At 58.0% G+C, this 20,681-nt stretch carries 23 protein-coding genes; 6 read left to right on the forward strand and 17 right to left on the reverse strand.

Annotated features, from left to right (window positions below):
• Nucleotides 1-127: 127 nt before the first annotated feature.
• Genes BLR08_RS29525 through BLR08_RS29535 form a run of 3 tightly spaced genes read right to left on the reverse strand, consistent with a single transcriptional unit; the run spans nucleotide 128 to nucleotide 3,479 of the window.
• On the reverse strand, nucleotides 128-1,105 hold the full coding sequence (locus BLR08_RS29525; protein ID WP_072338164.1) for a 2,3-diaminopropionate biosynthesis protein SbnB: 978 nt from the start codon (nucleotides 1,103-1,105) through the stop codon (nucleotides 128-130).
• Nucleotides 1,102-2,091, reverse strand: a complete 990-nt coding sequence (gene sbnA, locus BLR08_RS29530; RefSeq protein ID WP_072338165.1) for a 2,3-diaminopropionate biosynthesis protein SbnA — start codon at nucleotides 2,089-2,091, stop codon at nucleotides 1,102-1,104. Before sbnA ends, BLR08_RS29525 begins: the two co-directional genes overlap by 4 nt.
• Nucleotides 2,088-3,479, reverse strand: coding sequence for a phenylacetate--CoA ligase family protein (locus tag BLR08_RS29535; RefSeq protein ID WP_256257854.1), 1,392 nt, complete (start codon nucleotides 3,477-3,479; stop codon nucleotides 2,088-2,090). The genes sbnA and BLR08_RS29535 overlap by 4 nt, the downstream gene beginning before the upstream one ends.
• A 185-nt stretch (nucleotides 3,480-3,664) precedes the next feature.
• On the opposite strand from BLR08_RS29535, the gene BLR08_RS29540 reads away from it, so the two are divergent.
• Both BLR08_RS29540 and BLR08_RS29545 read left to right on the forward strand, forming a co-directional pair.
• A complete protein-coding gene (locus BLR08_RS29540) occupies nucleotides 3,665-4,453 on the forward strand; it encodes a YheC/YheD family protein (protein WP_072338166.1) in 789 nt (262 codons plus the stop codon).
• A gap of 169 nt (nucleotides 4,454-4,622) precedes the next feature.
• The gene (locus BLR08_RS29545) at nucleotides 4,623-5,384 is read left to right on the forward strand and encodes a sugar phosphate isomerase/epimerase family protein (RefSeq protein WP_072338167.1); all 762 of its coding nucleotides are present in this window, start codon (nucleotides 4,623-4,625) and stop codon (nucleotides 5,382-5,384) included.
• Between the two features lie 172 nt (nucleotides 5,385-5,556).
• Here the strand turns inward: BLR08_RS29545 and BLR08_RS29550 are convergent, their stop codons facing one another.
• From BLR08_RS29550 to BLR08_RS29595, 10 genes are all read right to left on the reverse strand, one after another.
• On the reverse strand, nucleotides 5,557-6,585 hold the full coding sequence (locus tag BLR08_RS29550) for a leucine-rich repeat domain-containing protein (protein ID WP_072338168.1): 1,029 nt from the start codon (nucleotides 6,583-6,585) through the stop codon (nucleotides 5,557-5,559).
• Nucleotides 6,582-7,187, reverse strand: coding sequence for an AAA family ATPase (locus tag BLR08_RS29555; RefSeq protein ID WP_072338169.1), 606 nt, complete (start codon nucleotides 7,185-7,187; stop codon nucleotides 6,582-6,584). Before BLR08_RS29555 ends, BLR08_RS29550 begins: the two co-directional genes overlap by 4 nt.
• A 116-nt stretch (nucleotides 7,188-7,303) precedes the next feature.
• Nucleotides 7,304-8,128: an undecaprenyl-diphosphate phosphatase gene (locus BLR08_RS29560; protein WP_072338185.1), complete on the reverse strand. Its 825-nt coding sequence runs from the start codon at nucleotides 8,126-8,128 to the stop codon at nucleotides 7,304-7,306.
• A 61-nt stretch (nucleotides 8,129-8,189) separates the two neighbouring features.
• Nucleotides 8,190-8,924, reverse strand: a complete 735-nt coding sequence (locus BLR08_RS29565; protein WP_072338170.1) for an ABC transporter permease — start codon at nucleotides 8,922-8,924, stop codon at nucleotides 8,190-8,192.
• A complete protein-coding gene (locus BLR08_RS29570) occupies nucleotides 8,917-9,837 on the reverse strand; it encodes an ABC transporter ATP-binding protein (protein WP_072338171.1) in 921 nt (306 codons plus the stop codon). The genes BLR08_RS29565 and BLR08_RS29570 overlap by 8 nt, the downstream gene beginning before the upstream one ends.
• A gap of 84 nt (nucleotides 9,838-9,921) precedes the next feature.
• Nucleotides 9,922-10,980, reverse strand: coding sequence for a HAMP domain-containing sensor histidine kinase (locus tag BLR08_RS29575; RefSeq protein WP_072338172.1), 1,059 nt, complete (start codon nucleotides 10,978-10,980; stop codon nucleotides 9,922-9,924).
• Nucleotides 10,970-11,701: a response regulator transcription factor gene (locus tag BLR08_RS29580; RefSeq protein WP_072338173.1), complete on the reverse strand. Its 732-nt coding sequence runs from the start codon at nucleotides 11,699-11,701 to the stop codon at nucleotides 10,970-10,972. The genes BLR08_RS29575 and BLR08_RS29580 overlap by 11 nt, the downstream gene beginning before the upstream one ends.
• A 237-nt stretch (nucleotides 11,702-11,938) precedes the next feature.
• Nucleotides 11,939-12,154 (reverse strand): hypothetical protein, encoded by a 216-nt coding sequence (locus BLR08_RS29585; protein WP_072338174.1) that lies wholly within the window; start codon nucleotides 12,152-12,154, stop codon nucleotides 11,939-11,941.
• 98 nt (nucleotides 12,155-12,252) lie between these two features.
• A complete protein-coding gene (locus tag BLR08_RS29590) occupies nucleotides 12,253-12,561 on the reverse strand; it encodes an SRPBCC family protein (RefSeq protein WP_371117879.1) in 309 nt (102 codons plus the stop codon).
• 322 nt (nucleotides 12,562-12,883) lie between these two features.
• Entirely contained in the window at nucleotides 12,884-14,530 is a 1,647-nt protein-coding gene (locus BLR08_RS29595; protein ID WP_072338176.1) for an S-layer homology domain-containing protein, read from the reverse strand.
• 175 nt (nucleotides 14,531-14,705) lie between these two features.
• Between BLR08_RS29595 and BLR08_RS29600 the strand changes: the two genes are divergently transcribed.
• The 3 genes from BLR08_RS29600 to BLR08_RS29610 all read left to right on the forward strand — a co-directional run bounded on the left by BLR08_RS29600 (nucleotide 14,706) and on the right by BLR08_RS29610 (nucleotide 16,704).
• Nucleotides 14,706-15,017, forward strand: coding sequence for a hypothetical protein (locus BLR08_RS29600; RefSeq protein WP_072338177.1), 312 nt, complete (start codon nucleotides 14,706-14,708; stop codon nucleotides 15,015-15,017).
• 388 nt (nucleotides 15,018-15,405) lie between these two features.
• Nucleotides 15,406-16,035 (forward strand): hypothetical protein, encoded by a 630-nt coding sequence (locus tag BLR08_RS29605; RefSeq protein ID WP_072338178.1) that lies wholly within the window; start codon nucleotides 15,406-15,408, stop codon nucleotides 16,033-16,035.
• A 252-nt stretch (nucleotides 16,036-16,287) separates the two neighbouring features.
• Nucleotides 16,288-16,704 carry a hypothetical protein gene (locus tag BLR08_RS29610; protein WP_256257855.1) on the forward strand — a complete coding sequence of 139 codons (417 nt, stop codon included), beginning with the start codon at nucleotides 16,288-16,290 and terminating at the stop codon, nucleotides 16,702-16,704.
• Nucleotides 16,705-16,791: 87 nt separating this feature from the next.
• On the opposite strand, the gene BLR08_RS29615 is transcribed toward BLR08_RS29610, so the two are convergent.
• The 4 genes from BLR08_RS29615 to BLR08_RS29630 all read right to left on the reverse strand — a co-directional run bounded on the left by BLR08_RS29615 (nucleotide 16,792) and on the right by BLR08_RS29630 (nucleotide 20,207).
• Entirely contained in the window at nucleotides 16,792-17,100 is a 309-nt protein-coding gene (locus BLR08_RS29615; protein WP_072338180.1) for a KGG domain-containing protein, read from the reverse strand.
• Between the two features lie 83 nt (nucleotides 17,101-17,183).
• Nucleotides 17,184-18,107 (reverse strand): S-layer homology domain-containing protein, encoded by a 924-nt coding sequence (locus BLR08_RS29620; protein ID WP_072338181.1) that lies wholly within the window; start codon nucleotides 18,105-18,107, stop codon nucleotides 17,184-17,186.
• 154 nt (nucleotides 18,108-18,261) lie between these two features.
• Nucleotides 18,262-19,521 (reverse strand): CynX/NimT family MFS transporter, encoded by a 1,260-nt coding sequence (locus BLR08_RS29625; protein ID WP_072338182.1) that lies wholly within the window; start codon nucleotides 19,519-19,521, stop codon nucleotides 18,262-18,264.
• Nucleotides 19,518-20,207, reverse strand: a complete 690-nt coding sequence (locus BLR08_RS29630; RefSeq protein ID WP_072338183.1) for a FadR/GntR family transcriptional regulator — start codon at nucleotides 20,205-20,207, stop codon at nucleotides 19,518-19,520. Before BLR08_RS29630 ends, BLR08_RS29625 begins: the two co-directional genes overlap by 4 nt.
• Before the next feature lie 166 nt (nucleotides 20,208-20,373).
• Here BLR08_RS29630 and BLR08_RS29635 point away from each other — a divergent pair.
• A partial coding sequence (locus BLR08_RS29635; protein ID WP_143014349.1) for a helix-turn-helix domain-containing protein occupies nucleotides 20,374-20,681 on the forward strand: 308 nt, incomplete at its 3' end.

Below are 20,681 nucleotides of genomic sequence, written 5' to 3' on the forward strand. Positions count from 1 at the left end.
GATCTCCATATTAGGTATCACTACCATGGAGATCCTTATATTTTAGCAAGCCTCTCTCAAACAGATGTTTTTATAATGTTCAGTCTATATCTTTATTCCCCTGGCCCAGTCCAATAGCCCCTCCGCTTCATCCCCGCTCAGTTGATAGCTGCACACCTTCGCCTTTCCGCAGCGCTTGCTCGCGATAATAGGCGGCAATCGCTATGTCGAATATCCCAAGCCCCATGGGGCTAAAGAAGACGGGTTCATCCTCGGGCCATGCCGCGAGCGCATGACGGAGCACAGCATCGGCCAGCGTGCAAACGCCGGATTCGGTCAGTCCGTACTGGAGATGAAGCTGCTCGATGTCGGTATTCTCCCGGCATACCTCCTGCCAGTCATCGACGATGATCGCTTTCATATCCGCCACGCTTGCCGGCTTGTAGTCGCGCAGTGAAACATGGAGCAGCAGCGCTCCGCGCGGGGGTGGCTCGTCGATGTAGCGATCGGCGGCGACCGTGCAGGTCGCTATAATATCCGAAGCGCGATACAGCGGCCGCCAGTCGTCTGCAAGCTCGGTAATCCCGCGCAGCTCTGTCGGTACGGTATGCGGATCAATCCCCTTAAGATCGTACAGCGTTACCTTTTGCAGGCGATCGCCGAGCAGTTCCGCGCACATCCGCAGATGCATACGGCCTATCGGCCCCCAGCCGATCACGCCGAGCTTCACCTCCCCGGGCTGCCGGGCCGCGAGATAAGTCCGCAGCATGGCCCCGCTGACAGCCGCCGTACGTATCGCGTTCAGCAGTCCGCTGTTCAGGAAGGCGAGCGGCTCGCCCGTATCGGGATCGTTCAGCACTAGCGTATTATGGGCGCGGGGCAGTCCCCTGCTTCCATTGCCCGGGAAGCTGGCGATCCACTTGATGCCGGCCACGCCGATCCCTCCCCCGACATAAGCCGGCATGGCGATGATCCGATTCGACGGATCACGGAATCGCAGATACGGCTTCAGCGGATGAGCGCACTCTCCTTGTTCTTTGAGCCGCAGCACCTCTTCGATGACTCCGGTCAACCGACACCAATCCAATCCTAGCCGGCGGATATGACCATCATGCAAATAAATCATAGGCTGGCCTGCTCCCGGTCCAGCGACTCGGGATCGAGCCGCAGCTCCCGCCGGACCCATTCATCATCATAGATCGTGTCCAGGTAACGCTCCCCCCGGTCCGGCAGCACGACCACGCACACCGCATCCGCCGGTATGACTCCGGCCAGCTTGCCCACAGCCGACACGACGCCTCCGGAAGAGGCTCCCGCCAGGATCGCCTCGCATCTGACCAGCTCCCGGCAGCCTCGCACGCAGTCGATATCCGACACGCGCACGACAAGATCCGCCGCCTCCGCGCGATGAAGGGCCGGCGTTATCCCCGCGCCGAGTCCCGGGAGCTTCCTTGGGCCCCGCCAGCCGCCGAAGAGAACGCTGCCCTCGGCGTCCACGGCTACGATCCGCGTCTCCATTTGCCTGTCGCGTACGTATTCCTTGCATCCGCGAATGGTTCCGCATGAGCTGACGCCGCAGAACAAATAATCCACGCGGCCAAGCCGCTCCGCAATTTCCGCCATCGTCGTCTCCATATGGGCTCTGTAGTTATCCGGATTGCCGTACTGATTGGTCCAATAGGCATGCGGCACCGTGCTGAGCAGCTCCTGCACCCGCCGAATCCGCGCCGGGAGAAACTCGCCCGTCTGCGGGTCCGGCTCCGTAACCAGATCGATCTCTCCCCGGAGACTGCGAATAATCCGCTTGTGCTGCTCCGTCGTGCGAGGATCGACGACACAGATGAAACGAAGCCCCAGACGGCAGCAGAGCTGGGCCAGGCTGATCGCCAGATTGCCCGAGCTGGACTCGATGACGACGCTATCACGGGTCAGCTCCCCCCGCCGGATCGCCTCCTTCAGCATATACAAGGCCGGTCTGTCCTTTGCGCTGCCACCCGGGTTCATTCCTTCCAGCTTGGCATACACCGAAAACGGACTTGCTGCAAACAGCCGCTCCAGCTTAACCAGCGGCGTTCTGCCGATCGTGTCCGTCAGTCCCCCCTCCAGCTTCATACGTTTTCCCCCTCGTAGACGATCTTCTTGCCCTTCACCTGACCGCGATGCCGGGAGTCGTCGTAGGCATCCTCCGTCACTTCAATGCTCTGAAGCAAGCCTGCGCGTATCATCATGCCGATCTCCGGGATGCGGTTCTCCAGATCGCTCCGAATGTCTGCCAGCCGAGCTCCGGCGCCTGTCGGGCTGTACACCTGCAGCTTCAGCCGGTTGCCGGCCAACCTGATCCGGACACTCGCATCGCGCAGATGACGGTAGACTACCTCCTCGATATCGTACAAGCTGATCTTCTCCCCGTGCTTCAGATCGGGTCCGATTCGCTTCACGATGCTGTGGAAGCTGGGCCGCAGAACGCCATCCACCTCAATGGGATGCAGATCGCGGACTACATCGTAAGTGACATACCGCAGCGCCGGAAACGCCTCCCTCACTCCGGATGTGAGCACAAGCACCTGCTCTCCGTCCTCCAGCGGCATAAGCCCCTCTCCCAATTGCCCGCTGTCCACCCCTTCCGCAATAAGCCCTTCGGCAAATAAATATCTGCCATGCCTATGCGAGTAATAGGCGATCGTCCCGATCTCGATGGAGCCGTACGTATCCGTCACATATTCCGGAAGCAGTCCCATCCGCTCCGCCACGCGCGCCCTCCACTCGGGAGATGCAATCTCCCCGACCAATACGACATGGCGTATGCCGCAAGCATCCGGTGCGGGGGACGCAAGCAGGATGCGGTCCAGGATCGACGGCATCGTGTACAGCACCTCCGGCCGGAAGCTTTTCAGCCGCTCGATATGCCGCTCAACCGGCAGCTGGAAGGACAGCGATTCCGCCTCCATCCCAAGCTGGCGGAACACCTCTACAGCGGTGGCCGCCGCATGTCCGGTTCCCATATCGGCCATGGCGGAGCGGTAGAGGCCCGTGCCCAATATCGTGCGGAATACATCCAGCTTGATTCGCATATAATGCGCTTCATCCGACGGCGAATAAAAGATCGTTTTCCGCCTGCCCGAGCTGGTCCCCGAGGTGCGGTACTGATGCATGGACTTCTGCTCCCCTAACGGATTGTCCTCCGTATAATAATGCGCTTCGAGAACCGGTGCGGTCACCAAGGGCAGCTGTTCCCAGTCTTTCGTCTCCGGCCGAACAAGACCGGTCCCGGTCCCGCCTTCGCGATCCAAAGCGCTCCATGACCTGTACCAAGGGAAATTCCGCCCAATAAGCTCTACAGCCCTCCTGACGATTGCCAGCTCCGACTTCTCTTGCTCCTCTTGCTCCTCTTGCTCCTCTTGCTTCTCTTGCTTCTCTTGCTTCCCTTGCTCTTCCTGCTCTCCTTGCCCGCTCATCCTCTTGCGTTCCTCCGCCCCGCTGCTTCCCATCACCTGACTCATGCTTATCTGCCTCCCTTCCTGTCCCTGCACAGCCATACGCCCGCGTCCGCCCTTCCGTATCGCCTATTCCTAACAGCCTATGCATGCCGCGCGCACAAAGTTCACATCTCCAGGAGCGTTTTCGTATGATGGGATAACAGCGGAACAAACCGGCGTCCACTTGAACGGAAAGCGAGGAAATTCCTATGGCAAGCAAGCTCAAATATATAACCAGCAAGCTGAGGAAAACCCGGCTCGTCATGAGAAATCGGGTGCTTGCCCGGCATGTGCCGGCGACCCTCCCCTTCACGGCGGGCGGGCTGGCATCCGCGCTGGCGCGCGAAGGCATCGTGTACGTGAAGCCGGACCGCGGCTCCCTCGGAATCGGCGTGATGAAGGTGGAGCGGATCGAAGCCGGCTACCGGCTGCAAAGCGGCGTCTCCACCGCCATCTTCCGGACGCTCCAATCGCTCCGGCAGGCGCTGCGGCGACGAATTGGGACGGAGCCCTACTTGATCCAGAAAGGCATTCGCGTGCTTCGCTATGAAGGCCGGCCCTTCGATTTCCGGGTCATGATCCAGAAAAACCCCGCCGGACGCTGGGTATGCACAGGCATCGCGGCCCGTGTCGCCCATCCGGGCAAAGCGGTCACAAACGGCAGCCAGGGGGGAACGATCTTCTCCCCGGCCGCGCTGCTTCAGCCGATCGCCGGCTGCGCCAGGACAGACCGGCTCCTGAAGCGGATGAAAAGGCTGGCGGCTCTGACAGCCGCCGCATTCGGCCGCTCCTATCCCGCCATGCATGAGCTCGGCCTCGATATCGCCGTCGACCGCCGTCTGAAGCCGTGGATACTGGAAGTCAACACCCGGCCCGATCCATGTCCATTTACGAAGCTCGACGATCCCGCAATCATTAAGAGGATGGTTGAGTACGGCCAGGCGTACGGACGAAAATATTGCCTGAACTGCACGAAGGCCCGGAAAGCGCCCCAATGAATCGCAGCCGGCCGACTCCCCGGTCGACCTTGGCTATGTCCCGCAACCGCGTTCCCCAACCACAGTTAAATAAACAGCCCGGATTCGTTAACCTCGGTAAAATGCCTGTCCCTGAAGCATGGTACACTGGTAGAGAGAAACACCAGACTAAAGGGAAAAGGTGATCGGGATGAAGCAAGCGAATATTGCAGCCCAGCTCTATACATTGCGGGAATTTCTCAAAACGCCGGAGGATATCGAAGCGACGCTGCGCCGGGTCAAGGCTATCGGCTATGACGCGATTCAGGTTTCGGGGATGGGACCGATTGAGCCGGAAAAGCTCAAGCAGCTTGTCGATGATATCGGCTTGACGATCTGCGCGACGCATATTTCCTATGACCGTCTGACAAAGGATCTGCCTGCAGTTATCCGCGAGCATCAGCTGTGGGGCTGCAAATACGTCGGACTAGGCGCGATGCCTGCCGACTACCGCGGCAGCGAGGAAGGCTACGTCCGGCTGGCCGAGGAATTTTCCGCCATCGGCGCGGAGCTGGCGAAGCATGGCTTGCAGTTCGTATATCACAATCACAAATTCGAATTCGAAAAATTCGGCGACCGCACCGGCATGGATGTGCTGCTGCAGCAGTCCGTCAGCCCCGACTTCGGCTTCGAGCTCGATATGTACTGGGTACAGGCCGGCGGAGCCAGCCCAGTGGACTGGGTCAATAAGGTAAAGGGCCGTATGCAGGTCATCCATTTGAAAGATATGGAAATCGTAGACGATCAGCAGGTGTATGCGGAGATCGGCCGGGGCAACCTGAACTGGCCGGCGATCATCGAAGCCTGCCGCGCTACCGGCGTCGAGTGGTATGTGGTGGAGCAGGATCAATGCCGCCGCGATCCGTTCGAGAGCTTGACGATCAGCTACAACTATTTGCAGCAGCTGGTGTAAGAGCAGACGCCTTAGCCATCGCGCGGACAGCAAAGCCTTATCCCGGCCAGCGAAGGCTCGGTCGAGCGGCGGGCTTCGGGCTATGGCTTCGGCATGGCTCTGCCGGAAACATGAAGACCCCCTGGCCGCATGCACCATGTGGTCAGGGGGTCTTCATCATGCTCAACTTCCATCAGCCTTCCACGCTCAGCGGATTGCCTTCGAAGGATTTGTACACCAGCTGGCGCAGCTGCTTGATCAGCTCATGAGGCACCGCCTCCAGCCGGTTGCGGCTTACGTCCAGACACTTCAGCCGCTGAAGCCGGACCAGCTCGGACGGCAGCCTTCTGAGGCCCGTAGCGTTGATGTTCAAGCTCTCCAGCCTGGTCAGCTGGCCGATCTCGGGCGGCAGCTCCTGCAGAGCCACATCCCGGATGGCGATCATCGGCTTCCCCGGCTCCGGGCGGTCATAGCTGCAGCAGCCGATCGTAAGCCTGACCAATCGGGACAAGCGCCCGATTTCCGGCGGGATAGCTTCCAGATCGGCCGTGTACACGGTCAGCTCTTCCAGTTGATGCAGATCGAAGAGACTGGCGGGCAGCCGGCGAATGTCCTGCTCGAAAATTTCCAGCGACTTCAGCGTAGAGATGCTGCCCAGTGCCTCGGGCACCTCTTGCAGCCTGTAGCCGCTTAAGCAAAGCCGGTCGGCGCCATGATGGCGGGCGTCGGCCAAGTACGCGTCCAGCCCGGCGTTAAATGTCCCGCGCAGAAAAACGCCCTGCAGCTCATCGCGCAGCCGCAGCGCCTCCTCCTCGCTGATGCGAAGAGAGGCCATCCGCTCATGGGCGATGTTGACCAGCAAGTCGCGTTCCGCTTCATCCCAGAACCCGAGATCCTCGGGAAGCTTCGGATGCTGCCAGTCGAAAAGGCTTTCGGCGGCGGACTTCAGCAGCTCTCCAGCCTCAGGACAGCACCTGTACACGTAGATCGTATCTTCGTAGGTATAGCCGATCGCATTTTGCCCCATGACGACGCCGCTTTCATAGGTGCGGAGCAGGTAAGGCTTCAGCTTATGCAGCAGCCTGCCCGCCTCCGTCCCTCTCAGGAGCTGCTGCCGCTCCGCCAGCACAAACATCGAGGCCCGGGCCATCGCATAGTCGATCAGCCGATGATAGGCTTCCCCGCTCGGATTATTGTCGATTCGCAGCATCGTTTCGTTCATTTCATTCCTCCCAGCCACCTGATATGCCCGATCTGTGTGCGAAGCCGGTCCCACAGCTTCCTTGCCCCGCTCCTGTTATCCGGAGTCAGCATGATGCCCAACTCCGCGGCTATTGCCTCCGCGGTCTGCCGCACCGACCAATGCTCCGTGTCCAGCCTGCGCTCGAACGCTTCATCGGCAAGTCCCGTCAGACAGCGGTCGATCTGCTGCGCCGCCCATGATCCCGAGCCTTCTCCCCGGCTTCGCAGCCTGCGCAGCAGCGCCGCCCGCGAGGCGCACAGCGCAAAGTGGCGCACCTCCATCCCGTCCCGGCGCAGGCGGCCGACGATCTCGTCGAAGATGGCCGGATCGACGACGGTCATCGGAACGATCACGGCTCCCGGATATTCCCGGTTCAGGTAAGCGAGCATCGCATAGTTGATCTCCCGCCACATCGGATACAGCTGGAAGTCATCCTTGGCGATCTGGCGCGGAATTTGCCGGCGGATGAAGTATCCCGCCTCTTCCGGATCATAGACGACCGAACCGGGCATTCTCCGGTGCAGCTCATAGGCGGTCTGCGTTTTCCCCGCTCCGAAGGCTCCATTTATCCAGATGATCATAAGGCTCCTCCCCCGATCCCTAGAAAACTCGCAGCGGACATCCTTATCTAGCCCTGCCCGCTTGATCTTTAGCTCAAGTATAACCAACATCCCGGCCGCTTCGCCAGTGTTCTCTTCTAGAGCACCAGGAAAGCATAGATCACAGCCGCCAGTGTCAGGCGGTATATCGCGAACGGAACAAGCTTGATCCGATGGACCAGCTTCAGGAAGAAGCGGATCGAGAACAGCGCCACGACGAAAGCACTGATAAATCCGATAGCCATAAACGGAATAACATCCGCCGTAATAAAGCTCCAATGCTTCAGCAGAGAGAAGCAGCTGACGCCCGCCATGATCGGCACCGCCATAATAAAGGTGAAGTCGGCGGCGGCGCGATGTCCCATGCCGAGCAGCACCCCTCCCGAGATCGTCGACCCGGAACGGGAGAAGCCCGGCCACATCGCCAGGCATTGGAAGGCGCCTACCAGAATGGCCTGCTTATGCGTGATCTGGTCGACGGTCTCTACCTTGGGCTGGCGCGGACGAAACCGGTCCGCGGCAAGCATCAGCACGGCTCCGAGCGCAAGTCCGACGACAACCGTTTCGGCGGAGAACAGGTAGCGATCGACCCAGTCGTTCAGCAGCAAATACATCACGCCCGCCGGCAGCAGCCCGACCGCGATATGGGTCAGCTTTAACCGCCGTTCGCCCGCCTTCCCGGCTTCCCTCCCCTTCAGCCCCAGCAGGCTCAGAAATCTGTCCCGCATCAGCACGACGACCGCCAGCACCGAGCCGAGCTGAATGACGATCTTGAACGTCACGGCCACCTCGGGTGAAAACATATCGGAGGTCCGCAGCCAAAAATCATCGACTATAATCATATGTCCGGTTGAGGACACAGGCACAAATTCCGTAAGTCCTTCTACAATCCCCAGTATAAGAGCTGCCAGCCATTCCATCATATTCAACACCCGTCACTCTCCCTTAATGTCTAGACGCGTCCTACCGCCCGCCGCCCGGTCTCTATTGAATATCCATCCTTCTGAAATAAACGACCGTCGCCGCCAGTCCCGCCGCCGAAGCCGCCAGCACCGCCAGGACGGAATAAAGCAGCGGGTACTCCGGCACCGCGCTCCCGCTCGCGATCACATGAACCGCCGACCAGGGAAACAGCGCCTTGTATTCCCTGTTGACAAGGGCTACATTGGCCATCGTCAGCACAGCCGTGAAAATAATCGTCGGCACATAGCTTCTGAACAGGAAGGTGACCAGCATCGTCGGGGTGGACAGCAGAAACAGCAGGAAGCCCCCCAATACGTACTGCCGCAGCGCCTCTCCGAGCACTGCCGCTTGCAGCCCCTTCACCTGCAGGATCAGGCCGAAGACGAGCGTAAGCAGCCATGCGGTCAGCGTCAGCGCCATAATCCACAGCAGCAGCAGCACGAGCTTGCTCACGATCATACCGGTTCGGGACACCGGGATCGTCAGCAGATGCTTCAGCGTGTCCTCCGCGAACTCCCGGTTAAACAAATAGGCCGTAATGACCCCGTAGAGCAGCGTGCCGATCAGCAGCAGCACATACAGGTTGGTCTCGGAGAACAGCTCGCTGAACAAAACTAACTCATCCGGCCGCTTGGCCTTCAAGTCCAGATAGCCGATAAAGACCATCGCGGGAGCCGCCGCAGCGCCGGCCAGACTGACCGTGAACATTTTCGCCCGTTTCAGCTTCAGCAGCTCCGTATACAAGAGATCAACCAATCGTCCCACCGCCTATCAATCTGACAAAATAATCCTCCAGCTTATCTTCGCTGAGCGCGATTCCCGTGACCTCGACGCCGTGCTCGACCAGCTGCCTGTTCAGCTCGCCCCGCATGCCGAGATGCGAGTAGATCCGAATCCTGCCTTCGCTGTACACCTCATAGTCCCGGATACCGAAATGCTTCTCCAGCAGCATGGCGGCCCGGCTGTCCGAGGAGACGTGGAACTCCGCATATTTGCGGTTGCGGCTCCTCAGCTCCTCCAGCGAAATTTCCTCCAGCAGCTTGCCCTGATGAATAATGCCGATCTGATCGGCCAGCTGCTCGACCTCGGAGAGAATATGGGTGGAGATCAGAATCGTCATCCGCCGTTCCTCGGCCAAGGATCTGATCATCCGCCGGATTTCTTTAATCCCGATCGGGTCCAGCCCGTTCGTCGGCTCGTCCAGCAGCAGCAGCTCAGGCTGATGCACGATCGCACGGGCGATTCCCAGCCGCTGCTTCATGCCGAGCGAATATTGGCCTACCTGCTTCGTCGTCTCCCCGTGAAGACCTACGGTCTCCAGCGCCTCCTCGATGGCCGTCCGCTTGGGCAGACCCATCAGCCGGGCATGAATCGTCAGATTTTCCCTCGCCGTCAGGTTCTCGTAGAACCCCGAATATTCGACGATCGAGCCTATTCGGCTCAAAATGTCCCGCTGTTTCGCATAGAGGCTTTCGCCAAATATCTCGATCTGTCCCGTAGTAGGACGGATCAGACCGAGCAGCATGCGGATCGTCGTTGTTTTGCCTGCGCCGTTCTGTCCGAGAAACCCGTAAATCTGTCCCGGCTGCACCGTCATATGCAGATTGTCTACCGCTTTCTGGTCCCCATACCGCTTGGTCAGCCCGGTTGTCCTGATGACCGCGCTCATCGTATCGCCTCCCGTTCCTGCATGAACGAAATCGGACCCTCTTCGCTCTTATTGACAGTATAAACACCCGGGGTTACACCGCTCTTAACGAAATCTTACATGTTTCTTAACTTCGTTCTCAGGCGCTGAAGCCGGCAGGCTGAAGCCGAAAGCCGTCCTCACCCCCGGCTCGCTCTCCGCCCATACGCGCCCTCCTTGCTTTTCTACCAGAGCCTTGACGATCGCCAGTCCCAGTCCGCTGCCTCCGTACGGAGAGCCGCCGGGCCGCCCCACGCGGTACATCCGCTGGAATACATGGGGCAGCTCGTCCTCTCCTATGCCCGCCCCGCGGTCCCATACCGTCACCTCGTAGGCGCGTCCCTCGTCCGCCGGCTTCAGCTCGATGCCGAGCAAATGTCCTTCATGGCCATACTGCACCGCGTTCTTGAGCAAATTGGACAAGATCCGCTGCACCGCGATCCGGTCCGCGACAGCCTCGCATACCTGCTCCGGTATGCTGGCCTGCAGCTCGATCTGCCGGGCCTGCAGCTCCGGCAGCCAGGCGATGGCCGCTTCTCTGGCCGCCTCGGCGAGATCCAGCGTCTCGGGACGGAGAGTCAGCTCGTCGGCGTCCAGCTTGGCCAGCTGGAACAAGTCCTCAATCAAATCCTTCAGCGAAGCGGCCTTGCGCGTAATAATGTCCAGATACTCCCGCCTCTCTTCAGGCGAAGCGGCCAGGTCATCCTTCAATGCATCCACATAGCCGATCATCGACGTAAGCGGCGTCCGGATGTCGTGAGAGATGGCCGACAACAGCTGTCTGCGGGCAGCCTCCGACCGTATGCTCCTTGCCTGGACCTCCGCCAGTTGTTCGATCAGCGCATTGACCGCGAAGGCCGCCTCCCGGACCGCGGGCTCGTCCTTCACCAGAACACGCGCATTCAGATTGCCTGCCCCGGCGCGGCGCAGCTGGGCCGTCATCTGCTCCAGCCTCCGGATCAGGCGCAGCCTCTCCGCCAGCAGCAGACCGGTGCCCAGCAGGAGCATCGCCCAGAGCGTCCCACGGACCACGCCCGGAGGCTGATGGTACAGCTCCAGCACGATCAGCGCTCCCGCCACAAGAGCCTGCATCGTCAGGAGCAAAGCCGTCCGGTCACGCTTCATCCCGCTCACCTGCGAACCGGTACCCGATCCCCCATACCGTCTGAATCAGCTTGGGCTCCGAGGGATTATCCTCGATCTTGGTCCGCAGTCTGCGGATATGGACCATAACCGTGTTGTCGTCATCGAGATAATCGTTGCTCCATACTTGGCGGAACAGTTGCGTCTTCGTAAATACCTGCTGCGGATGCGAGGCGAACAGCTTCAACAGCTCAAATTCCTTGGCCGTCAAGTCTATCGGCGCCCCCTGCTTCCGCACCCTCATCTGCTTCAGATCGATCTCCAGCTCCTTGAATACGATCAGCTCCCGCTGCCGGTCTGCCGTCCCGCCCGTGCCCTCCGTGCCGCTGCCCAGCACCAGAAACCGTCTCAGCTGCGCCTTGATCCGCGCGACAAGCTCGTGAACGCTGAACGGCTTGGTTATATAATCATCCGCTCCTACGCCGAGGCCGACGATTTTGTCAATCTCCTGGTCTTTGGCGGTAAGCATCAAAATCGGAAGATTGCTGGTCATGCGCATCCGGCGGCATACCTCCATACCGTCCACCTTGGGCATCATCAGGTCCAGGAGAACGAGGTTGTACGTATTTTGCCCGAACAGCCTGAGGGCTTCTTCCCCGTCCGCCGCCGTGTCGACCCGGTATGCTTCCCGTTCCAGATACAGCTTGAGCAGCTCTCTTATTTCCTTCTCATCATCGGCAACCAGCACCCGTATCCCGTCCATAAGCTCCCCCGCTTCTTCGTTCTGCTCCGTACGCCGTTCTCAGGCTATGCAAATCAATGTCAGTCTTCCCAGTAGCTAAAGTACCCCAGAAGCAGCCTGTCTGTAAAGCCGCGGGGCCTCTTCAGTCTCCTATGTCTGCGCTCGCCCATTGCTTTTCTTGCGTTCTTCCTTGTGTTTCTTTCTCTCCAACGCAAAAAAGGACATCGCTGCCGCGACATCCCGATTCGCCGTTATAGCTTAATAACCTCTCTCGTACTTGCGTTCGCTCCCCGACGAGCTTTTCGTGCGTTCCTTATGTTTCTCGTCCTGCTGACTGATCTTCTGATCCTCCAGCGGGATAGGGTCCACGGTCCGCTCGCTTTCATACAGATCGAACAGACTTGGCTGATCGGTCGGAATTTGCTCGGGATTTTCCCTGCGTCCGACATTGTCCACTTGTTTAGGCTTTTCCACTGAGCATGCACCTCCAGGTAAGGTTCCTACTCTCTTCTTACCTGTTTCGGCAGCTTGTCAAACAAAGACTACGGCCAGCGGTTCCGCAGACGCCTGATTCATCCCCGCTTCAAACGCTCTGCCGCCGCCTTGAGATTTTTGTTGCGATGCACCAGAAAAGCCCTCATATAGCTGCGCAGCACCAGCCTCTCGGCCAGCCAGCCAACGACTCCGAACGGGGCCGACAGCTCCAGCGTATCGGTCATGATCGTCTTATTCCCGTCCGCCTCGAAGACGTGGGTATGCGTCAAGCTTCGGAACGCTCCGCTCACCATCTCATCGACAAACCGGTACGGAGCCTCGTATTCCGTAATCCGGGCCGTCAGCCTTTGGCGGATCAGGAAATGGGTCGCTTCGAACGTTACCACCCCGCCGCTTTGGACTAGTCCGTTCGCAGGACTCTCGACGATCCGCTCCCGCGTATGAGGCCATACCGTCTCGGTATGAAGACGCAGGTCGCAAGCCAGCTCGAAGCATAACCCGACCGGAGCTTCGATCTCGGTGACCGTTTGAATGACAAGGATGGCGTGCTCCCCCTTTCCTGCTTCCTTCTGTTATGTCGCCGTACTAGAGACCCGAGCCGGTCGCCTGCCGGAAGGATGACCTTCAGCTTCAGCAGATCTCTTAGGCGCTAAAAAAACAGCTTCTGCAGCCTAACGTGCTCTGCAAAAGCTGTCTTCTGAGCGAGATCTAGCTTACGGTGACGTAAGTGACCGTCCGTTCGCCGTTCGGCAGCACGGCGCTTAATTCAAAGGAAGTGACGGTTCCTGACAAGGTGACTGCTCCGTCCTGCCCGACATTCACGCTGCCGCCGCCTTGAATGGCGGACACGGTGAACAGCGAAGCCAAGGCAAAGCTGTATTTCTTAGCATCTTCCTTCTCATACTTGATGCCATAATTATCCGTAATCGTCAGACCCATTGCCTCATAAGCGTCGAATTGGCTGGAATCCGACAGCTGATGCTTGTATGTCGTATTCTCCGCTTTGATAGTCTTGCCCGCTACGCTATCGGATTTTACTTGAACGTTCGCAGTCAGCAGCTTGCTTTCGCCATCCATTGTCCGGAACATAATGTTCAGCGTAGCCGTCCCGGCTTTATTGCCGATCACATAGCCGCGGTTGTCCTCAGAAACTCCCACCCGCACAACGCTTGGATCGGAGGATGTGATGGCCTGAACGATACCCGGTACAGCTACCGCATCGCCGTTCGAAGTCACGTTGATTTTAATTTCCTTTGCCAGCTTGCTGACAACAGGATTCTCTGCGTTAGCCCGCGTCTCCAGACCGTTGGTGCCCGTAGCCGCCTCAGTCAGGCCGCTGTCGATCACATTGGCAAGCTCATAGGTTTGCTGCGTGCTGTAGGTATAGCTGCCGGACGATACCGAGCTGGATGCCGCCGGTGTCGACGGAGTTGACGGCGCCGAGACTTTGAAGGCGGCAGTTGCCTGCTTGATCGCCGAAGCGTCCAGGCCGCTCAAGGTCACGGTGTAATCGCCCGCTGCGAGTGCCGAGTCAGCTGTCAGCGTAGCGGATTTCTTGTCGCTGGACCATGTGGTAATAGTAGGAACAGCGGCAGTGCCTTTATTCAAGGTCAGCTTCGCTTTGTCCGTATCGACTTCTCTGTCCAGGGCAACCGTCACCTTCAAGCTGTCGCTGGAGACCTTAGCCGAAACGACTGAGACGGTCGCAGCTGCCGGAGGAGTCACCGGCTTGTCCGTAATCTGCTTGACGGCGAACGAGCTGGTGACCAGATCGGCACGGTCGGCTGCGGCATCGCCGGTTTTGCCCATCGGATGGATGCCCAGTTCAACGGCCTGCTTTACCGCGTCGGCGAACCACACCGCACCCGTCGTATCGACCTTCTTGCCGAGTCCCCTCAGCAGAATCGCATCCAGCTGCCCTGCCGTCACCTGATCCCCGGGCGCAAAGGTTGTGTCCGTGATCCCATCGATCAATCCGGCCTGCTTGGCCGCTTCAATATACGGGATAGCCCAGCCGTTCGCGGGATCGTCCGCCCGTACATCGGAGAAGCTCGAAGTCTTCAATGCCGAATCCACCTTAATGTCGAAAAGGAGAACAGCGACCTTGGCGAATTGAGCCCGGGTCATGTTGTCACGAATGCCGAACGTATCGGCGGATACGCCTTCGAAGAGGCCTGCTGCGATCATAGCGTCTATTTTGGCCTTCAGGCTGGCGTCTATGTTGTTCAAGTCTTTAAAGCTGTCCGTCGTTACAGAAGCGGCAAGCGCCGTCGCCCCTGGCTGTACCAGAGCTGCGGATGTGTAGAAGGAAAGTGCCATCGTGCCGGTTGCGATCATCGTTACTATTTTTTTCATGATACCTCCGGAAAGTAGAATAGAATTATAGTGCTAACTATACATTGCTACATAAAGGCTGTCATTGTCAAATTGTTGGTCATTCCGAAGGGGGGAGTTAACACCTCTCCCGCCGGAGGAATTTTCGGAGTATAATGAGCTGACAAATACATTACACGCTAGGAGGAAAGCAGGCATGGATATCAAAGTGACACAAGCTCTGAACAAGGCTCTAAGCCATTGGCAGAGGATGGCCGGAGCATCTGGAGATGAAGCCGAGGAATCGGCGAATGAGTTCGAGGCGTCCTTCTACCGATTCATCGATGCCTTCCGGGAATGGACTTACGGGTTGGAGCCAAGTCCGCAAAGCCTGGAGGCGCTGCTGGAGCTGCCGGAGGTCGAACGTATCATAGACCTGCTGCCCGCTCCCCTGTATTTGAACTTTGAAACCGAAGCAGAGCTTATTATTGAGCGCATTCTCCGAGTAGACGATGAAAAATACGACTAGACCAGCTTCATCCCTGCTTCGGGCACAGGGGCATTCTATTTCGGTTCTCTTACAAAAATGCCATGATCAACTATAAGACTGCGCTGCTCACCATCATTAGAATCTTCCTCATGTATTCCTCCTTGGAAAACATATTTAACGCTTATTGCAAATTCCCATTTCCCTTATAAAACTTAAACGACATATTCAAGTTATTTGTTGCAAATCGTTTGCATTTTCTTTGAATAGCGGCGGGTAGAGATAACTTTACTAAACGCTAGCGAGCCCGTTCCCAGCTTCAAAATACATAAAATCGCTTTGGCACGTATCTCGCCGAACAACACCTGCCTATCATCCAACAGCTCAGCTAAACCAAGCTAGGCTTTATTCAGGGAGGCTTCCGTTTTCTATGCGCAAATTCGTCTCGGGTCTGTTATGCGGCATTCTTTTGTCCACGGCAACGGCAATCTATGCCTCGGATTCGGTTCCGAGCAGGATATGGCCCATCCAACTGGAAATCAACGATCATGTCCTCGAACCTTCCGCGGAACATCCGGTATTGAACTATGACGGCCAAGCCTATGTTCCTCTGCGCTTGATCGCTAACATGCTTGGACTCGGGATCAAGTATCAGGATAAAGAAAATATCCTGTCGGTTCAATCCGAGCCGACCGATCTGAGCGAGGCAAGCCGCAAAGTCTGGCAAGCCCAATACAGGCTGAGCATCGGACAAAGCCCGACAGAGGTAAAGCAAGTGCTCGGCGATCCGGAGGCGATCCTGCGAGAGGACAACCAGCCGGAAATCTGGCGCTATGATATCGGAGCTGCCCCCGGCTATCGCACCGGCGGGAAGGAAGTGGATCAAGCCGCGCTCGCCAGCGGCGCCCTGCAAGCCCAGCTGTTCATACGTTGGTCTGCCGACACCGCAGCCCTGGATGGACTTCACCTCGGCTATACGGAAAGGGACGCTGCCCATATGCGTGAATATGTGTTCATTCTATTCCCGGACGGCACGACTCTGCATGCGCTGGTGGAGTAATGTGCCAAAAAGGCAGCGGGCTGCTCGTCTTAAAGCTGCGGGTCGTACACGCAGCGTGTATTGGATTACCCGGCCGCATCGCGCTGCAACTTCCTCGGGCTTATCGCGTATAATAAAAAGGTATCCGGCACATTCTCTTGGCTGCTGCCGGTTAGTCGCAGTCATTTGTCGCTAGTATTTCATGAAGTTACTTCGCAGAGAGACAGGTGAAGAAAGCTGGAGCAAGACATCTTTCGCAAGATCGTCGACAAGGTGCTGGATCGTTCGGGAAGCCGGATCGAAGTGAAGGTTGAAAACAAATTTCCCGGCGGCAGGCTGATCGGCGGCAAATATCATATGGCTACAGGTCAAGTTTATATTTATCAGGAGCAGATCAAGCAGCAATGCTTCCAGCTCTTCGGTTCTCTGGACCGGCTGGAGGATTATATAGCAGTGGTTTGCGCCCATGAGCTGGGGCATGCCGAGGATCGGGAACTGCCTCGCTTGGCAAGCTTGCTCGATGAGGAGCTTACCGAACGGGAGCATCGGCTTATCGCGCTGGAGATTGAGGAGAACGCCTGGCATTACGCCGCGTCGGTATTGTCCGACATAGAGCCGGCGTTCCTCGCGCGGATCATCGACGCCTCGCTGGACGCGTACCGCCGAGGGCTGCAAACCGATATCGCTTAGCCTAAGCGCGCCAAAAGGTCAGGACGACCCGGATCACCGGATTATCCTGACCTTTGTGCTGCCGCTGCATGCTGCAGCCGGCCGCCTTTAAGAGTTGTCGCGCTGGCGCGCGCGGGCTTCGCCGCCCTTGCGGCCCGCCTCTTCGCGGCTCATCTTGCCGTCATTGTCGCTTCTATTATCGTCACGGTTTTGATTCCCGCTATTGCCTCGGGATTCTCCGCCCTTTTCACCGATCTCCTGATAGAACTCCCGGCCATGAGAATCCGAGGTAGCTTCGCCGCCCTTACGGCCAATCTCCTGGTAGAAATCGCGGTCATGGGTTCTTGCGGTTTCCTCGCCACCCATACGTCCTGCTTCTTCACGGCTCATCTTGCCATTGCGGTTGTTCTGTGCCACTGTCGAATCACTCCTTATTGGGTATTGGTTGTTCCTCCAATAATTACCCTTGTCCCAGGAGTTGAAACACTCAAGCTGGCTGCTCAGTTCGCAAGCTCCGCGGAAGCCTTGTATCCGGCCGGAATAAAGGTGGATACTTGGGCCGGCGTGATGACCTGCGGATACATCTTATCCGGATCCGGCGCATGCAGCTTGTAGAGCACTACCGCACGGTTCCCTTCCTCAAACCGGATGCCGGTAATTTCCATGCCGTAGCCGGGGTTCGGTCTCAGCTCCCAGGTCAAGGTGATCTTGTTCACTTCTTCGTTGACCTTCTCTGTGCTGATCGCGATATCCGCCTGCGGCACAGGCGCTGGTTCCGGCGCCGGGGCCGGCTTGGAGACATGGGTTTCCAGCACGCGCACGGCGTTGTGTACCCAGACCGCCGCTTCGCCGCGGGTCAGCTCGCTCTTCGGATGGAAGCGTCCTGCCTGGTCAAGCTCGACAATTTTATACAGCAGCGCCCGCTGGATAGTGCCCTGAAGCTCGGGAGTCAACTGGTCCTCGTCTTGAATCTGGATAAACATTTTAATCAGCGGAAAGTCGCCCTTCTTCTCCAGCGCCCGTACCAGCAGATCGCCGAATTGCTCCCGGGTGATCGACGCGTTCGGATTGATATCCTTCGGAAGCTCCAGCCCATGATAGTGAGCGATGACAAAGGCATCGGCATACCAGGCTTCATCGGGCACATTGGCGTAATGGTCCGAAGCAAGCGGCGGCTTGGCAAACTTCATCAGATCCAGGTTGAGATCCATGGCCTTAACGATCATCTGCACGCTCTGGGCATAGCTGATCCGGCCCTTCGGCGCAAAGTGCTCCTGATCGATCCCGCTCACCACCCCGCGTTCCTTCAAAGCTGTCACCGCTTCACGTTGTCCATCCTCCACATCGGTAAAAGCAAACGCAGAACCAACGGTCATGCTGCTCAAAAGCAGCGCGATCAAGGCTAAAGCTGTTCTTTTTCTCATCATCCTGATGCTCCTTTACTCCAGTAGTTGTACACAACCTCGCGAGTTATTGTCATTGACGGAGCGGCGATGAGAAAGGTTGCAGCAGCCTCCGATCCGGCTTCTGCCGCCGCGAGGCCCGACACCGGGCCGGTATGGAGTGGAGCTGTCCGGTTTAGGCGGAATGCTTGGCCAATGCTTCATCTTCGATGTAGCGATCCCGCGAAGCGCCGATGCCGAATACCAGTACAAGCAGGCTGTCGGCCAGCATGATGATCAGCGGCACCGTCCAGCTGCCCGTAGCATCATGCAGATAGCCGAGCAGCGCCGGTCCGATAGCGGCCAGCAAATAGCCGACAGCCTGGGACATCCCCGACAGCTCGGCCGCCGTATGGGCGCTGCGGGAACGCAATCCGTAGAACATCATCGCCAAGCTGAAGGAGCTGCCGGCCCCCAGGCCGACGAGCAGCGTCCAAAGCAGAGTAAGACGGCCGCCCCCCAGAAGCAGACCCAAGATGCCTATAAGGAAAAAGGCAACGATAACCACCAGCAGCTTGATCTGGCTTCTCATCCGTCCGGCCAGCACCGGCACCAGGAAGGAAACGGGGAGCACGACGAGCTGCATGGCCGACAGCGTCCAGCCCGCGGCCTCCGGCGTCATCCCGAATGTTTCCAGCATATCGGGGATCCAGGTGATGATCACGTAAAACAGCATGGATTGGCAGCCCATATACAACGCGATCTGCCACGCCAGCTTGGATTTCCAGACGTTCACCCGCGGGGTGTCGGATACCTTCCGGTCTCCGGACGATTGTACGGGTTTGCTCCCGGCTTGAACTTGAGGAAGCCAGCAGGCGATAGCCAACACAGCGAGCAGCGCCCATATCCCAAGCGCTCCCTTCCACCCCAGCCCTGCCCCGGCAGCGAGAGGAACGCTCACGCCGGAGGCGACTGCTCCGCTCAGATTCATCGCTACCGTGTATATGCCGATCATCATACCGATCCGCTCGGGGTATCCGGCTTTGATCAGACTGGGCATCAGAACATTGCATACGGCTATCGCCATACCCAGTATGACGGTGCCGAGAAGCAGCAGCTCCGTGCCTGCCGCGGAGCGGATGACCACCCCCGCAAGCAGCAGGATGACGGAGAGCAGCAGGACGCGCGCGGTCCCGAACCGGCGGGCCAATCCGGCCGCCGTCGGCGACAGGAAAGCAAAGGCCAGCAAGGGCAATGTTGTAATCATGCCCGCTACTGCCCCAGATATACCCAGGCTTTCCCGTATGTCGCCGATAAGCGGTCCTACGGAAGTGATCGGCGCGCGCAGGTTGGCCGCTATCAGGATAATGCCAAGCGCGAGCAGCCAGCCTCCCGCCGAAGAATGCTCCCCTACCCCGGCCTGCCCAGCCAGTTTCACGGATTTTGCAGATTTCATGATGATTCCTCCTCTTCCCAAGCTTGCTTAAGCTCTGCGATATCCTGCAGCACGGCTTGCCCGGCCTTTTCTTCATCGCCCTCGATAATCGCCTCAATCAGAAGCTGATGCTTGTCCGCATGCAAGAAGCTGGATGTCTTCCTGTGCGGCGACAGCATGATCGACTCCCGGACAGCATCGGTCATGTGACTGTACAGCTCCACCAGCATCGCATTGCCGGTGGCTTCCACGATGGATTGATGCAGGCAAAGATCAGTCTCCACGTACCGCTCGATATCGCCGCTTCGCGCATATTCTCTGCACAGCTGCTGGTAATGCCGGATGCGGGCAATATCTTCATCCGTGCGCCTGACGGCGGACAGTCTGGCCGCTTCCCGCTCCAGCGCCTGACGAACCTCCAAGGTCTCCAGCAGACCGGATTGCTGCGCCCGGCGCTGAAGCGCGGCTCCCAGCGCGCTGCGGGAGGATACATAAGTACCGTCGCCTTGTCTGGTAACCAGTACGCCCGCATGGCATAAGGCTTTAATGCCTTCTCGCAGCGTATTGCGGCTTACCTGCAGCTTGGCGATAAGCTCGGGCTCGGGCGGTATTTTCTCTCCAACCGTCCAGTCACCGGATTCGATCATTGCCTCAAGCTGCACGATCACCTGATCGACAAGCGTCAGCCTGGTCGTTTTCTTCAGCATTTCCAAAACCTCCAAACATCCTACCTTTATAGAAGCAAGTTCCCCTAATATAACACGGGTTCCCTTGCTTGTACAGTTTTTATTCTTCCGCTTGTTGTTGTTCCGTGATAATGTCACCCTATAACTGTTCTGAGATAATGTCACTATGGGACAGGAGACATTAACATTGACGAGAGCAGAGCTGAAGAAGGTATTAGTGGTGGAAAAGATCTTCGAGGGACATATGACAAACAAGGAAGGGGCAGCAGCGCTGGGGCTGACGGAGAGGCAGGTCATTCGATTGAAGCAGAAGTATCAGAACAAAGGAGGAGCTCGTGCACTTATCCACGGGAATCGTGGCAGAAAACCGGCACACGCCCTGCCGGACGAAGTGAGGGCGAAAGCGGCGACCCTGTATACAACGAAGTACCAAGGCAGCAACAACTGCCACTTTGCCGAATTGCTTGAGGAGCATGAATCATTGAAAATCAGCCC

This window comes from Paenibacillus sp. cl123 (assembly GCF_900101595.1).
GTDB lineage: Bacteria > Bacillota > Bacilli > Paenibacillales > NBRC-103111 > Paenibacillus_G.

Excerpts from the sequence above, each read along its gene's own strand:
- BLR08_RS29570 (WP_072338171.1), bottom strand. The coding sequence starts at position 9,837 with ATGAGCGCGGTCATCAGGACAACCGGGCTGACCAAGCGGTATGGGGAC.
- BLR08_RS29625 (WP_072338182.1), bottom strand. The coding sequence starts at position 19,521 with ATGAAATCTGCAAAATCCGTGAAACTGGCTGGGCAGGCCGGGGTAGGG.
- BLR08_RS29605 (WP_072338178.1), top strand. The coding sequence starts at position 15,406 with ATGCGCAAATTCGTCTCGGGTCTGTTATGCGGCATTCTTTTGTCCACG.
- BLR08_RS29595 (WP_072338176.1), bottom strand. The coding sequence starts at position 14,530 with ATGAAAAAAATAGTAACGATGATCGCAACCGGCACGATGGCACTTTCC.
- BLR08_RS29600 (WP_072338177.1), top strand. The coding sequence starts at position 14,706 with ATGGATATCAAAGTGACACAAGCTCTGAACAAGGCTCTAAGCCATTGG.
- BLR08_RS29535 (WP_256257854.1), bottom strand. The coding sequence starts at position 3,479 with ATGAGTCAGGTGATGGGAAGCAGCGGGGCGGAGGAACGCAAGAGGATG.
- BLR08_RS29525 (WP_072338164.1), bottom strand. The coding sequence starts at position 1,105 with ATGATTTATTTGCATGATGGTCATATCCGCCGGCTAGGATTGGATTGG.
- sbnA (WP_072338165.1), bottom strand. The coding sequence starts at position 2,091 with ATGAAGCTGGAGGGGGGACTGACGGACACGATCGGCAGAACGCCGCTG.
- BLR08_RS29580 (WP_072338173.1), bottom strand. The coding sequence starts at position 11,701 with ATGGACGGGATACGGGTGCTGGTTGCCGATGATGAGAAGGAAATAAGA.
- BLR08_RS29555 (WP_072338169.1), bottom strand. The coding sequence starts at position 7,187 with ATGATCATCTGGATAAATGGAGCCTTCGGAGCGGGGAAAACGCAGACC.
- BLR08_RS29620 (WP_072338181.1), bottom strand. The coding sequence starts at position 18,107 with ATGAGAAAAAGAACAGCTTTAGCCTTGATCGCGCTGCTTTTGAGCAGC.
- BLR08_RS29545 (WP_072338167.1), top strand. The coding sequence starts at position 4,623 with ATGAAGCAAGCGAATATTGCAGCCCAGCTCTATACATTGCGGGAATTT.
- BLR08_RS29575 (WP_072338172.1), bottom strand. The coding sequence starts at position 10,980 with ATGAAGCGTGACCGGACGGCTTTGCTCCTGACGATGCAGGCTCTTGTG.
- BLR08_RS29630 (WP_072338183.1), bottom strand. The coding sequence starts at position 20,207 with ATGCTGAAGAAAACGACCAGGCTGACGCTTGTCGATCAGGTGATCGTG.
- BLR08_RS29540 (WP_072338166.1), top strand. The coding sequence starts at position 3,665 with ATGGCAAGCAAGCTCAAATATATAACCAGCAAGCTGAGGAAAACCCGG.
- BLR08_RS29550 (WP_072338168.1), bottom strand. The coding sequence starts at position 6,585 with ATGAACGAAACGATGCTGCGAATCGACAATAATCCGAGCGGGGAAGCC.
- BLR08_RS29560 (WP_072338185.1), bottom strand. The coding sequence starts at position 8,128 with ATGATGGAATGGCTGGCAGCTCTTATACTGGGGATTGTAGAAGGACTT.